General features: G+C 42.0%; 10 protein-coding genes and 1 pseudogene. 1 reads left to right on the top strand and 10 read right to left on the bottom strand.

The window, feature by feature from the left end; genetic code table 11:
- The first annotated feature begins 119 nt into the window (after positions 1–119).
- Positions 120–2,630, top strand: a complete 2,511-nt coding sequence (gene mgtA, locus VL121_RS02070) for a magnesium-translocating P-type ATPase (protein ID WP_325401644.1) — start codon at positions 120–122, stop codon at positions 2,628–2,630.
- A gap of 22 nt (positions 2,631–2,652) precedes the next feature.
- Here the strand turns inward: mgtA and VL121_RS02065 are convergent, their stop codons facing one another.
- The 10 genes and pseudogenes from VL121_RS02065 to VL121_RS02020 all read right to left on the bottom strand — a co-directional run bounded on the left by VL121_RS02065 (position 2,653) and on the right by VL121_RS02020 (position 14,721).
- A complete protein-coding gene (locus VL121_RS02065; RefSeq protein ID WP_325401642.1) occupies positions 2,653–3,237 on the bottom strand; it encodes a flavodoxin family protein in 585 nt (194 codons plus the stop codon).
- Positions 3,238–3,448: 211 nt separating this feature from the next.
- Positions 3,449–3,808 (bottom strand): annotated as a pseudogene (locus VL121_RS02060) (ABC transporter permease); the annotation flags it as partial.
- 20 nt (positions 3,809–3,828) lie between these two features.
- Positions 3,829–4,230 (bottom strand): ATP-binding cassette domain-containing protein, encoded by a 402-nt coding sequence (locus VL121_RS02055; protein WP_325401671.1) that lies wholly within the window; start codon positions 4,228–4,230, stop codon positions 3,829–3,831.
- A gap of 120 nt (positions 4,231–4,350) precedes the next feature.
- A complete protein-coding gene (locus tag VL121_RS02050; RefSeq protein ID WP_325401640.1) occupies positions 4,351–5,106 on the bottom strand; it encodes an SDR family oxidoreductase in 756 nt (251 codons plus the stop codon).
- A gap of 10 nt (positions 5,107–5,116) precedes the next feature.
- Positions 5,117–7,510, bottom strand: coding sequence for a phosphoenolpyruvate synthase (gene ppsA / locus VL121_RS02045; protein ID WP_325401638.1), 2,394 nt, complete (start codon positions 7,508–7,510; stop codon positions 5,117–5,119).
- A gap of 196 nt (positions 7,511–7,706) precedes the next feature.
- Positions 7,707–10,247, bottom strand: coding sequence for an alpha-glucan family phosphorylase (gene glgP, locus VL121_RS02040; protein WP_325401636.1), 2,541 nt, complete (start codon positions 10,245–10,247; stop codon positions 7,707–7,709).
- A gap of 142 nt (positions 10,248–10,389) precedes the next feature.
- Positions 10,390–10,836: a universal stress protein gene (locus tag VL121_RS02035; protein WP_325401634.1), complete on the bottom strand. Its 447-nt coding sequence runs from the start codon at positions 10,834–10,836 to the stop codon at positions 10,390–10,392.
- Complete coding sequence (locus tag VL121_RS02030) at positions 10,833–11,036, bottom strand: hypothetical protein (protein WP_325401632.1); 204 nt, start codon at positions 11,034–11,036, stop codon at positions 10,833–10,835. Before VL121_RS02030 ends, VL121_RS02035 begins: the two co-directional genes overlap by 4 nt.
- A gap of 588 nt (positions 11,037–11,624) precedes the next feature.
- Positions 11,625–13,106, bottom strand: coding sequence for an arylsulfotransferase family protein (locus tag VL121_RS02025; RefSeq protein WP_325401630.1), 1,482 nt, complete (start codon positions 13,104–13,106; stop codon positions 11,625–11,627).
- 79 nt (positions 13,107–13,185) lie between these two features.
- Complete coding sequence (locus VL121_RS02020) at positions 13,186–14,721, bottom strand: RagB/SusD family nutrient uptake outer membrane protein (RefSeq protein ID WP_325401628.1); 1,536 nt, start codon at positions 14,719–14,721, stop codon at positions 13,186–13,188.
- Between the last annotated feature and the right edge of the window lie 20 nt (positions 14,722–14,741).

Below are 14,741 nucleotides of genomic sequence, written 5' to 3'. Positions count from 1 at the left end.
GCAATGATCTCTGTGAGTTTTTTTTCGAAACTTTGGAATAATTTTAGCTTCATTTTCAGCACAATTCCTTAGTTTATTAAAAATCAGCTTCGCCAGGTAAATCTGAAATGTTTCCTTACATGAATGATGACTTAAAAACAATTGCATCGCAAACCAAAGAACAGGTTTTACTAACGCTGCAAACGAATATGGATGAGGGCCTTACTTCAAAAGAGGCCGGCAGCCGGCTGAAAAAGAATGGCCCCAATACCATTGCCTCTCATAAAAAAGAAGCCTGGTGGCAAAACCTGCTGCAACATTTCAAAAGTCCTTTGGTCATACTTTTATTAATTGCCGCAGGCATTTCATTTTCTATTTCGGAAAACATCAATGCTTCAATTATCATCCTCATTGTGATAGCGAGTGTACTAACTGATTTTTTCCAGGAAAGAGACGCCAGAAATGCAGCGGAAAAATTGAAGCAAACTGTAAAAAGCAAAGTTACCGTGATTCGCAACGGAACAGAAGAAGATGCTTTAGCACAGGATTTATGTTCCGGCGATATTGTACTATTAAATGCAGGAAAAATTGTTCCGGCTGATGTAAGAATTCTGACGGCGAAAGATTTTTTCATCAATCAGTCATCCCTTACCGGTGAATCTTTTCCCGGGGAAAAACATGCTGATGCCATTGCCGGTGCCACCAGCGATTTGAGTACAATGGATAATATGGCCTTTATGGGTTCCAGTGTTATCAGCGGAACGGCAAAAGCGGTAGTGGTGAAAACCGGTGCCGGTACTGAGTTTGGAAAAATAGCCGAAAAATTAATCGGACGCGAAGAAGAAACTGATTTCGGCCATGGCATGCGTAAGTTTGGCTACCTGATTATGAAAATAACCATCGCGCTGGTGTTGTTTATTTTCTTTATCAATGCGATGATGAAGGAAAACATTCTGGAATCTTTCATGTTTGCTATCGCAATTGCTGTTGGGCTAACGCCCGAATTGCTTCCGATGATCATGTCGCTTACAATGTCTAAAGGTGCTTTGCAAATGGCAAAAAAGGGCGTTATTGTAAAACATTTATCTGCCATTCCCAATTTTGGCAGCATGGAAGTTTTATGTACCGATAAAACCGGAACCTTAACGGAAGATAAAATAAAACTGATAAGATGCGTGGATGTTTCAGGCAATCATTCAGACCATGTTTTTCAGCTGGCATATCTCAATAGTTCTTTTCAGACCGGCATAACAAATCCATTAGACGATGCCATTCTCAACTTTCAAAAACTGGACATTTCTTCCTGGCATAAAACAGATGAAATACCTTTTGATTTTTACCGGAAACGCATGAGTGTGGTAACAGAGCAGAATAAACAGGTAACGCTCATTTGCAAAGGTGCGCCGGAAGAAATATTGAAAGTATGTGTTCAGGATAAAGATTTTATAGCAGCGGCGGTAAAGCAATATGAATTGCTGAGCGCTGACGGGTTTTGCGTGCTGGCTATCGCCGTAAAAAATGTTACCGGGCAGCAACAATTTTCAAAGCATGATGAAGCGTTGCTTTCATTTGAAGGTTTTGTAGCCTTCCTGGATCCGCCCAAAGAAGATGCAGATGAAGTAATTCAGGCGCTTGCCGGTATTGGGGTGGAAGTAAAAATTATTACAGGCGATAATCACCTTGTAACGAAAAAAATATGCAGGGAAATTAACCTGCCTATAAAAGGTATGATGCAGGGTTATGAAATGGATACGCTCACCGATGATGCGCTTAGGAAGAGAGTAATAAATACAACGATATTCACCCGTTTTTCACCAGACCAAAAGAACCGCATTATTAATGCGCTCAAAGCGCACCATCATGCCGTAGGATACATGGGCGATGGCATTAATGACGCGCCTTCCTTAAAGGCTGCCGACATCGGTATTTCTGTAAATAGTGCCACCGATGTGGCCAAAGAATCTGCCGACATCATTCTTACCGAAAAAAGTTTACTGGTGCTGAAAGAAGGAATTATGGAGGGAAGAAAAACTTTTGGTAATACGATGAAGTATATCCTGATGGGGCTTAGTTCCAATTTTGGCAATATGTTTTCGGTAGCCGCCGCTACTTTGTTTTTGCCTTTTTTGCCCATGCTTCCTGTTCAAATCCTAATCAATAATTTTTTGTACGACACTTCGCAAATTACCATTCCATCTGATAATGTAGACGATGCATATACAAAACGACCCCAACGATGGAACCTGAAAATAATCTACCGCTACATGTTCATCTATGGCATTACCAGTTCCGTTTTTGACATAATTACTTTCTGGCTTTTGTATAAAGTTTTCGCGGTAAATGAAGCGCAATTTCGTACAGGCTGGTTTATGGAATCGCTGGCTACGCAGATTTTGGTCGTGTTTATTATTCGCACGCAACACACGCCTTTTTATAAAAGCACGCCTTCATGGAAACTTGTTTTCAGCGTTGTTGTTTGTCTTTTTATAGGGTGGACACTGCCTTACCTTCCTTTTGCAGAAAGGATTGGCTTTGAAGTATTGCCGGTTGAGATAGTTATTTTTATTGTGGTATTGGTATTGGTTTATCTTTTTAGTGCGGAATTTGTAAAGCGGTTTATTTATAGAAAAATTGCCATAAATGATCTTTAAGAAAAGATCACTAAAATGAAAATCAATGCTTATTACCCGAAAAATTGATTTGTTGTTCCTCAAATGACTTTATTTTAATAGCAAAATCGCTTAATCTTGATTTTAATACCGCATTAAAATTCTCTTCCGTTATTTTTATCTTTTCAGAGCGTTTTGGACTCCATGCTTTATTATCAACATTTACCAGGGAAGTTGAGAAGGCTTCTGTAGTTTGAACGAACTTGGCTCCCAAACCTTTGGCCTTGTTCAATACTTTTGCATAACCATACTTATTATTCTTTTCCTCATCCTTAGTTTCACAAGTAACCGCAAAGTGAATATTTTTCGAGGCTCTGATACATTTTTTAAGCGTGTTTCTTAATGGGGAAATTAAAAGTCCGCCCCAAACAGGACCTACAATTATAACCTCGCTATAATTCTCAATTTCTTTTTTTGAAATATTTGTCGGGATGCCTGTTTTCATTAACGATAGTAAAAACAGCACTGCCAGGCTATCTATTACAGGGATTATTTTTTTCGAATCACACCCTAATTCCTTAGACAGTTTTTCAGCAATAAATTTGCTGTTGCCGGTTTTTGAATAATACAATATCAAATACTTTTTCATTGGTATATTTTTAGCCTTTGGTTTTATTAAAAGAAGAAGTAGAATTTTCTGTTCACTAAAAAAGGTTCTTCGCTAAAAATAGTGGAAACTAAAGAGCATAAGGTAATAGGGTTTTTAATAAAACCAAATTGCCGCATTGCTTTGCTTCATGTGGTACAAGAACCAAGGTAACAAAAAAAGAAATTATCCAAAAAATGTTGAATAGCAGATATCAGACAATAACCCTTTTATACAACACTCTGCCAATCATAACCATCACTGCCGGCACAACTATCAAAACCCCGTTATTATATACCAGGTTTACCGGTAACTCAGTATTTAGCATACAAATACGCAACACATTCACCATATAGGTTAGCGGATTCATGCGGGAAAGCACCTGCAGCCATCCCGGCATTACATCAATCGGGTATATGGCATTGCTGGCAAAAAATAAAGGCATCGTCAATAGCTGTCCTATCCCCATAAATCTTTCCCTGGTTTTGACGAGGCAAGCTATGATAAGTGAAAAAGCTGAAAACAGGATGGAACCCAATATAACTATCAGCCATACGGTAAATATGGATAATGGATTCCGGTTTAATTTTACATTTAATTAGAACGATGCAACATGGATTGGGCAATCTTTAATTTCCTTATCATTCTGCCGAAATAGGTTTTGACCGCTTTGCGGGCATGGTCTGTAAGGTTCATAAATTCCAGCGATTCCCATACACGGCGTTTTGCCTCTTTGGATGGGATGTCATATAATTTCGTGAAAAGTAACAGGTTTCCATAACCCGTAAGCGTACAATCAACGGAAATCATCTGCGGCACGTAGCCAATCAATCTTCGCACTTTAAAAAGATATTTTATAATGCTGATGCCATCTATAAGCGTATCTCCTGAAGCAGGCTCCGGCAAAGTGGTAAGCAATTTAATGGCGGTTGTTTTTCCTGCTCCGTTAGATCCAAGCAATGCAAATATCCCACCTTCTTCCCGCGATATATTCAGACGATCCAGGGCTGTGGAACGACCGAATTACTTAGTCAGTTCAAGTGTTTCTCCAATGAAGCCCATATATTTTAATATTTACATGAATATGGCTTAACCCCAATTATCAATACATATTAATTACTGCGCTACCCAACCGCCATCAACAGCCATTGGATGGGCGGTAACGAAAGATGCGGCATCGGAACAAAGCCAGATGACCGCTTGAGCCACTTCTTCCGGCTGCCCCATTCTTCCTACCGGTTCCATACTTTGAAATTGCTTCTCTACTACTTTATCTTTTCCGGTAAAGCGATCAATCATCGCGGTTTTGATTACGCCCGGACAAACGGCATTGACCCGGATACCTGATTTGGCGTATTCAAGCGCCGCATTTTTGGTAAGTCCAAGTATCCCATGCTTTGAAGCCACATACGCAGGTATATTTACGAAACCCACCAGCCCTGCTATGGATGCATTGTTTACAATAGCGCCTTTACCCTGTTTCAGCATGTGGGGAATTTCATATTTCATACAAAGCCAAACTCCCTTCAGGTTTATAGCAATCGTTTTATCCCAATTCTCATTGGTACATTCGTGTGTGGGTGCTGAAAGGCCTTCTACTCCGGCATTGTTGAAAGCGTAATCCAGCCTTCCGTATTGTGTCATGGTTTTATCCACCATTGCGCTTACACTTTCATCACCGGATACATCGCATTTGATGAAGATGGCATCGCCACCCGATGATTTAATGGCATTAAGTGTTTCGTTATCTTCCACCCAATCTGCAATGGCCACTTTCGCGCCTCTTTCCGCAAATGCAATAGCGGCGGCTCTTCCAATTCCAAAACTACCGCCTGTTACTATGGCTACTTTATCCTGAAAAAATTTTTCCATATTAATCAATTTAAATTGTTTGCAAGTCCTTTATTTTCTCCTTCTCCGCTTTCCGGATATTTTCAATTCCTTTCAATATCGCATCAGGGTTAAATGAAATACTATCTATGCCCTCTTCCATCAAAAATCCGGCGAACTCAGGAAAATCGCTCGGGGCCTGTCCGCACAATCCAATTTTTTTCCCGGCTTTTTTAGATTTGGCAATCATGGCAGCAATCATTTCTTTCGGCGCATCGTTTAGCTCGCTGAACAAATTGCTTACGATAGCAGAATCGCGGTCGATGCCCAGGGTAAGCTGTGTAAGGTCGTTTGAGCCGATTGAAAACCCATCAAATATTTTTGCAAACTTTTCGGCTAATATCACATTGCTGGGTATTTCCGCCATCACATAAATTTCGAGGTTATTTGTGCCTTGCTCCAATCCAAATCTTTTCATTACCGCAATCACTTTATTTCCTTCTTCGATGGTTCTGCAAAAAGGGATCATCACTTTCACATTGGCCAGGCCCATATCCTCTCTCACTTTTCTGATGGCTTCACATTCCAGCCGGAAACCTTCTTTGTATAAATCGTTATAATACCTGGATGCCCCGCGAAAACCAAGCATCGGGTTTTCTTCATGCGGTTCAAAGTCCTTACCACCAATAAGGTTGGCGTATTCATTGGTTTTAAAATCGCTCATCCGCACAATAACGTCTTTGGGATAAAAAGCCGCCGCAATAGTTGCCACTCCCTGCGAAAGCCGGTCTACAAAATATTTTTCTTTGTCGGGATAATGGTGCGTTAATTCTTCAATCTTTTGTTTGGCTGCCGCGTCTTTCAATTCATTGAATTTCACCAATGCCATCGGGTGAATTTGTACGGAATGCGTAATAATAAATTCAATACGCATCAGCCCAACCCCATCGTTTGGGTAAAATGATAGTTCGAATGCCTTGTCCGGATCGCCCACAATCAGCATCACTTCAGTAGTTTCAGGTTTTTTAATGGATGAAAAATCAAGGTTGGTTACTTTGAAATTCAGCTTCCCCCCGTAAACAAAACCTGTATTTCCTTCGCAGCAGGAAACGGTGATCACTTCACCATCAGTAATTGTATCAGTAGCATTGGCACAACCCACGATTGCCGGAACCCCTAATTCCCTTGCCACAATGGAAGCGTGGCTGGTTCTGCCGCCTTTGTTGGTAATGATTGCCGAAGCTTTTTGCAGTATCGGATCCCAGTCGGGGCTGGTGGTGCCGGTAACGATTATTTCACCTGCTTGTAATTTGTCAGCTTCATCAGGCGAATGTAAAATTCTTGCCACCCCGGTAGTTATTTTTGAACCGATAGCTTCGCCCTGCACCAGCATCCTTCCTTTATCCAATAATTGATATTCTTTTACCAGTAAAGGATTTCTTTGTGAATGAACCGTTTCCGGCCTTGCCTGGATGATAAAGATTTCGCCGGTAATACCGTCTTTCGCCCATTCAATATCCATTGGTTTCTGGTAATGGTTTTCAATAATTAAAGCCCAATTAGCCAGCCTCATAATTTCTTCATCGCTCAAAACAAAAAGTTCCTGTTTTTCTTTGGGCGTATCGGTATTGATGATAGCTTCACTTTCGCCAATACCATAGACCATGGTTTTTGCTTTGGTACCTAATTTCTTTTGAATGATGGCGTTTTTACCCTGAAGTAAAGTGGGTTTAAAAACCAGAAATTCATCGGGCGTAACGGTTCCCTGTACAATGTTTTCACCCAATCCCCATACGCCGCTGAGGTGTACAATATCACGAAAACCCGATTCAGGTTCCAGCGTAAAAATAACGCCGGATGAAGCTTTATCTGAACGCACCATTTGCTGAACACCCACAGACAGCGCTACTTTCTGATGCGCAAAACCGTTTTCCGCCCTGTATTTAATCGCCCTGTCGGTATAAAGCGAAGCGTAACATTTTTTTATGGCATTGAGCAAAGCCGCGCCACCCCTGATGTTCAGGTAGCTTTCATGTTGCCCCGCAAAACTGGCCTGCGGTAAATCTTCTGCAGTAGCGCTGCTTCTCACGGCCACTTCACCATCATTTTCGCCGCACAATTCTTTATACGCCTGCAAAATCGAAGACTGAAGGTTTTGAGAAAGTTCGCCTGCAAGCATTAACGCCCTTGTTTTTGCACCGGTTTCATTAAGGTTCTCATAATTATTGCTGTCTAACTGACTCATCAAATCATCCAGTTTTGAATGCAATGAGTTATGTGTAAGAAACTCTTCGAAGGCATAAGCAGTAGTTGCAAATCCATCCGGCACTGAAATTCTTTTTGAAGAAAGTTTTGAAAACATTTCGCCTAAAGAAGCATTTTTGCCGCCTACTTTAGCTATGTCTGCTATTCCAATTTCTTTAAACTTTTTTATGTACGTATTCATGAGATTTGTTTTTATTGGCTGTGAGCTATGAGCTAATATTAAAGCTACTTTTCCTCGCTTCCGGAAATACTGACAATCATCAGTGAAAAATTTGATCGTTGTCAGTTGCAGGAAAAGTGGTTGGTAAATATTAAGAAACTGGTTTCATGATTTTTATTCCGGACGACTTTTATTCTGAAACTTTTTCTGATTGCGATTAGCGCTGCCATAAAATCCGGTTATCTTCCAAAGGCGCTGAAATACCTTCGTAGCAAGGTTTTATACGTATTGTGTAATCTGCCGCTTTTCTTTTTGTTTTTATGATAACATGATACCAATAGTTGCCTTCTTTTTGATTGGTACCTGGTTCCATTTTTATTATCTCCGGCCCTGCGCCATTCATTCCTTCGGCAAATAACTCCACGGCAACCTGCTCGGGATGGATGCCATTGAGCCCAATAAAAATTTTAAATTCATACCCGCCTTCCACATTTCCAATGGTAGTTTCACCAAAATAAATTTGCTGCCATTTATTTTTAATGTCATTCATATCATGCATTATTTTTTTCGCCCACGTACCCTTATCTTCCGCCCTTTTTTTATAATTGGCGGCTGCAGGCAGGTAATATTTTTCGGTATATTCCCGTACAACGCGATTGGCCGAAAAACGCGGCGTAAGCGTGGCCATACTTTTCCTCATTTTTTCAATCCATTTTACGGGTATTCCATGGCCATCACGTGAATAAAAACCGGGTACTACCTGCTGTTCCAGCAAATCATATAAATTTCCGGCTTCTACGGCATCCCAGCCCGGGTCATCACCATGCTCCTGCACATCGCCCAAAGCCCAGCCCACTTCGGGTGTGTAGGCTTCCGCCCACCAGCCATCCAGTTCTGATAAATTGACGCCGCCGTTCACCAGTACTTTCATACCGCTGGTTCCGCAGGCTTCCCACGGGCGGCGCGGTGTATTAATCCATACATCCACACCCTGCACCAGGTTTTCAGTGAGCAGCATGTCATAATCACTTAAAAAAACAACACGCTTATACAAATTATGCTGTTGAATGAATTGTATCCATTGTTTTATCAATGCCTTCCCCGGTTCATCAAACGGCGGCGCTTTCCCCGCAATTACCAATTGCACGGGACGCTCCTGGTTAGTAAGAATGCGGATCAGTCTTTCCTCATCGTGCAACAGTAGATTGGGCCTTTTGTAGGACACAAACCGGCGTGCAAAACCCAGGGTTAAGGTGTTGGGGTCGAAAACACTTTTTGTGGCATCAATCATTTCCTGCGTTTGCGGGAATAGCATTAATTGTCTCTCCAGTCTTTTGCGAACATAATTGACAAGCCTATTTCTTGAAGCATTTCGAAAGTCCCATAATTTTTGATTGGGAATAGTATTGATATTTTCTTCAAGGGTTTTCAATTCGCCTCTCCATCTGCTTTTTCCGGATGCCTCCGTCCATAATTCATCAGCAAATTCAGAGTCCCAGCTTGGCGTATGAACGCCGTTGGTTACCACCCCAACAGGCACTTCTTCTACAGGCCAGCGCGGAAAAAGCGATTGAAAAAGACGCCGGCTTACTGCTCCGTGCAATTCACTGACTCCGTTAACCGCCCCGCATCCCCGGATGGCGAGATAAGCTGTATTAAAACTTTCAGAAGTGTTATTGGGATCCTGGCGGCCAAGCGCCATTAAATTATTGAAATTAATACCAAGTTCATTGACCGCATAATCACCAAAAAACTGCTCCATCAGCGAAGGGCTGAAATGGTCAAATCCTGCAGCCACGGCAGTATGTGTCGTAAATAAATTGCCGGCCCTGGTAACCGCGAGCGCTTCTTCAAACGTGGTTCCGTTTTCTTTCATAAAATCATTAGCACGTTCCAGCACAAGGAAGGCGGCATGACCTTCGTTCATGTGACATACTTCGGGTTTAATGCCAAGCGCATTCAATAATTTCCATCCACCTATGCCCAGCAAAATTTCCTGCTGTATGCGCTGGTCAGGGCCACCACCATAGATTTCACTGGTGATGCCACGATGCACGGGTAAATTAACAGGGTCGTTACTGTCCAAAAGGTATAGCTTTACCCTGCCCGCCCGCACCTGCCAGGTACGAAACCAAACAGGATAGCCGGATAATGAAACCTTTATTCGCAGCCATTCCCCGTTGGGTAATCGCAATGGCGTAACGGGTAATTGCCCGGGATCATTATAGGGAAATAAAGCCTGTTGATTGCCATATTTATCAATCTGCTGACGAAAATAACCTTGCTGGTAAAACAGCCCTACAGCCGCTACCGGTACCCCCAAATCGCTGGCGGACTTCAACTGGTCTCCGGCAACATTGCCAAGGCCGCCCACATAAATCGGCAATGCTTCGCTCAGCATAAATTCCATACTGAAATAAGCAACACAGGTGAGTGGCGCATCAGCATGATTTTCCTGGAACCAGGCCGGTGAGCTTAATTTGGTTTGTTTTGTTTTTATCAGGTCATCAAGCATACCCCTGAATTCCGGGTTAGCCATCTGGCGCTCAAGCTGGTCATACGCCACTGTTTGCAATACAATCCAGGGGTTATGGGTCAATTCCCAAAGCAAAGGGTCAAGGCGTTGCCATAATTTGTCTGCTTCGTGATTCCACGACCATCGCATATCAAGCGCTAATGCCGCCAGCGCATCCACACCCTCTATTTCAACAGGCAAAAAACCATATACCTGGCTGCTGCTGATCATGTCATGGTTCATATTGTTAAAGGGATTTTCAAAAGGGAATTAATCTCAAATAATTATTTCTTTGAATCACTTTTTTTCTCCACTTTCAAAAAACCATATTATTGAGGTACCTGCAGTCCCTGCTTCTTTAAACATTATTTGTAGGCACTCCTAATCATTCATCAGGTATTGAATGCATGACCATAACAGGAATATGACTATTAAGAAATAATTGTTTTGAAACGCTTTTATGAATTAATTTTTTCAACAAACCATGCCGCTCTGGTAAGGCAACCAACAAATCAATTTTATTGTTTTCCACAAAATTAATAATACTCTCATCCGTATTTTCACCAGTAATAAAATGATACTGAGGATTGAGGGATATCAGCATCTCCTGCAGCAGGCCCGGTTCAAAAACTATATCGGACTCATATAATTCTTTTTTACCGGAATTAATTACATACAACTCCGCATAGAAATCATTTACCAGCCTTTTTATTTCATCTATCGGGGTTGTATCTACTACTTCATCAAAATCGCAGGCAAGGCAGATTTTTTTTAACTGAGAAAATTTGGCGCTTGGAGGTACGGTAATTAATGACCACACCAAATGCTTCATGGCATAATCGTGTAGCCGCCAAAAAATGCGCGTTCCGCAGCTGTTGTATTCTGGCTGCCCATAACTACTGCATAAGGTTTTATCTTTTCGCAAAACATTTTTAATTCCCCGAAAAATGAACCTTCCCTTATCTCACTACCAATTTTTATTTTGTCATTGGTTCTTATAATTAAAATATCTTTTATTTGATGCAGTTCCACGCCTGCATCTTTTATCAAAACCTTTATGCAGTGAAGCTACCTTTGATTATTTTTAGAAACACTGACAGTCATCAGCAGAATTGTTGATTATGCTCATTGCGAGAGGTGCCTTACAGCCGTTTGGTCCTTTTCTTGTAATTCCGGTTCCCGCCCATCATTCGCTGATCATGAATTTCAGAGCATGACACAATATACCCGGTGAATACGCCTTCGGAAGCGCAAGCTGGCTTTCCGGCATCCTGCAGCCACCCGTATTTTCCTTCATGTCTTCTTAACCGATATGCTATGACAAAGGGAACTCATCTCTAATTTTGTAAGCATCTTTTGAAAGTGGTTTTCAAAGATGCTTACTTTTTTTAACTTACAACCCCGTACACATTTTTGTCAGGCGCTGAGTATAAATGAAGAAAAAAAATGGAGTAAAGAAAATGTAATTTGTGTGAAGGTACATTGTTGTATTGCTGAGACAAAGTCTCCGGAGAATATAATAAATGCGAAGTCAGGAGACTTCACACAGCGGGGGCAACATGAGTCTATCACTGGAAATACAGGTAAGGTGACGCATATGTACCACAAATCTGCTGTTATTTATTCTTTTACAAAATATTTCGTCCACACAGAAGGGCTAATATATTCTGCACGGTAGGGAACAAAGTAACAGTTCAGCTCCCAGATTATTTTGCCCTGCTGGTCGGTTACCATTACGGCGCCTGTTTTAGAGCTGCACTGCAACAGGTTGTTATTGGGCAAAACATAAGCACTGCCCATACGCGAGGTATATTTTGCTGCAGGAAGCATCGCATGAATTTTAGGCGTAGCCGTCCATTTTACTGTATCTAACTGAAACGATACTGCGCCCGATTGCTTTTTCCACAGCGAGTTATCAAACACCATCAGGTCGCCGTAAGGATTAATGTGTACGGAGTGTTGAAATGAAAAATGATAAGCCGTATCCATTTTAAAGTTTCCGTTCTTACCCAGCTTCCACATAATTTTACCGGTTTCCTTATTTACTTTCCAAATCTGGTCTTCAATAGCAACAGATACCAGGTAATTATTATCCTTATCAAAATTTAGTGAATTCATGTGAAAACGATCGTATGCAAATTCCTTTAGCAATGGATCATGATCGGTATCCCACTCATCCCATACATTCCATTCCCATATTTTTTTGCCCTTGTTATCCATTACCAGAATGCCATCGCCACCTAACGTGTCAATTCCCGCACCGCCAAGTGTAGCCATATCAAACGGCTTCTGATTGCGTGTTAACACAACGATATTTCCATTCCTGTCCATCCTTACATCGTGATGGATCACTTTGTGTTTACCGCCATCAACCGTGTCCATGTTGATACGCCACAGCATTTTCCCTGTAAGGTCTATCTCTGCAATGGCGGTTCCTCCCGCAAAACCCATTGCACCGCGGCGGATGGGTTTTGCCACTTCACGCAAACTATCGGCTTCTGCTTTGGGTGTATCATCAATTACATCTCTAACAGGGGGACGTAACATGGCGAGCAGGGTACCCCGTGGCGTTAATGTAGCGGCCCTTACGCCAATATCATCAATCTGCCAGTACCATTTTACCGATCCTTTTCCGTCTACCATAGCAATATACCCCGGCAGTCTCGCATTGCATAACATTACCATACCGCCATCTAATGCGGCAGCATCGTGCGGTGCGTTTCCTTTTACCCAGTTATGCACTAACCACGGTGATTGTTCACGGGTTCGGAAAGTCATTTCTTTGGATGCCACATCAATCAGCTTATCAATTACTACCTGGTAATGATATACCGTATTGGGATCAAGTAATAATAACCGAACGTCATGCTCTTTCGCTTTGGGGGTTAAGGGCGTTCTCAGCTTTTCAGCCGCGCCATCTTTCCAGTAACGCACAAACACCTGTTCTTCTTTATCCAGAACAATTTTTACGGCCTCGTTCATAGCAATGTTGCCGGGCGATGACAATTCAATGCTTGTAATGGAAACAGAATGATTAAGATAAATAAGCGCAGCGGCAATGACCAGCACTATGCATATTATCAGCAGGTAGGCTTTTTTCATCTGAATACTTTAAGGAAAAGCCACCGGGCGCATGATGATGAACCAGGTGGCAAATAGAACTAATATTATAATACGATTATCAGGGTACCCTGTTTAAATTTTCTGCTGCCATACCACTGTTAAGCTGTGCATCCAGCAAAGGATATGGAAGATATTTCATGTTTGCTGTAACCACCGGGTTTAATCCACGCGAAGTGAGATAGGCGTTGCAGATTGCTTCGTATTTACCAAAGCGAATAAGGTCGGGTCTTCTTTTGTATTCAAACACCAGTTCATAACCCCGTTCATCTAATATCTTTTGCGCCATTTCTTCTTTAGATGCCGGTGCAGGAAACGCTCCGCCCGAGCCATATTCCGGCGCACCGGCTCTTGCTCTTATCTGGTTTATATAAGGCAGGGCGGCGGTGGGGCCGTTGAGTTCATTTTCAATTTCTGCTTTATACAATATTACATCTTCAATACGGAAGATGGCTATCGTGCGGCCATCATAGTAAGAATTGGAGACCATCTCATACGAATACTTTTTGGTTGCTATATTTTTGAGCAGCTTAACCGTATCGCTGGGAGGTGTGGTTTGTCCGGGAGCCGGCACCATATAGTAAAAACCATGTGTAGTGTGTTCATCGCGGGGCGATGCACCTTCATAGTTATAATAGAAAAACTGCTTACGCGGATCCTGATCGCTGTACTTGCGCCAGAATTCAAGCGATACAGCATAATATTGCCACCTATCGGTCACTTCTTTGTGATCCGCCGGACCGAAATGGTTAGCAATTTCTCCCCCGTTCATGCCGGGCTCGTGCAGAATGCAGAAAATAAATCCCTTATCAAATTTATTACTTTCCGACCAAACGTTTTTAAAGTCGGAATTCAACTGATAAATGCCTGCGTCTTTCATCGCCAATACCATATCAACGTAGGTTTTGGCATTCTGATAATCGTGCGCCCTGATGTATACATTGCCTAACAGGGTAGCACATGCGCCCTTTGTGGCCCGAGACAAGCCTTCGCTTTCATCCCATGCTTCAGGAAGGTTGTCTAAGCCATATTTGCAATCTTCAATAATCAATTCATCAATTTCCGCAACAGAAGCCAAAGGTGCATTGGCGGTTTGGTCGGGAGGAATCACCGTTGTATACAAAGGAGCGGCACCCCATGCATCCGTAATGTCTCTATAGGCCAGCGCCCTTAAAAAACGAGCCTGGGCAATAATTCTTTTCTTTTTCACGTCATCCATCTGCACACCTTCAATTTTGGATAGCAGTAAATTAACATTACTTACTATGTTATACATATACTGCCAGTTATACCTGATGTACCTGTTATTGGCATCATAAGTAAAATTGCTCAGTTTGGTAGGGTCGCCGGCGGCGGTAGAAAACCCCATATCGGTTGTGTAATCGGTAGTCATTACCAGGTAACCGGCATAATACATCCAGGCATCGCCGGGATATGGATTGAGATCAGCATAAATACCTACTAAGGCCGCGTTAATATCGCTTTCGGTAGAATAAGCATTGGCTGTAGTAAGGTCGCTGTACAGCCTGGGCTCCAGCTTGGAACAACCTGTAACCAATACCAGCAGGCTTAAACTTATAATTGACAAATATTTCATTTAATACATTTTTAATGTAA

The sequence above is a fragment of the Agriterribacter sp. genome, assembly GCF_035497235.1.
Classification (GTDB): Bacteria; Bacteroidota; Bacteroidia; order Chitinophagales; family Chitinophagaceae; genus Agriterribacter.
This window is presented reverse-complemented; position numbering and strand designations above follow the sequence as displayed.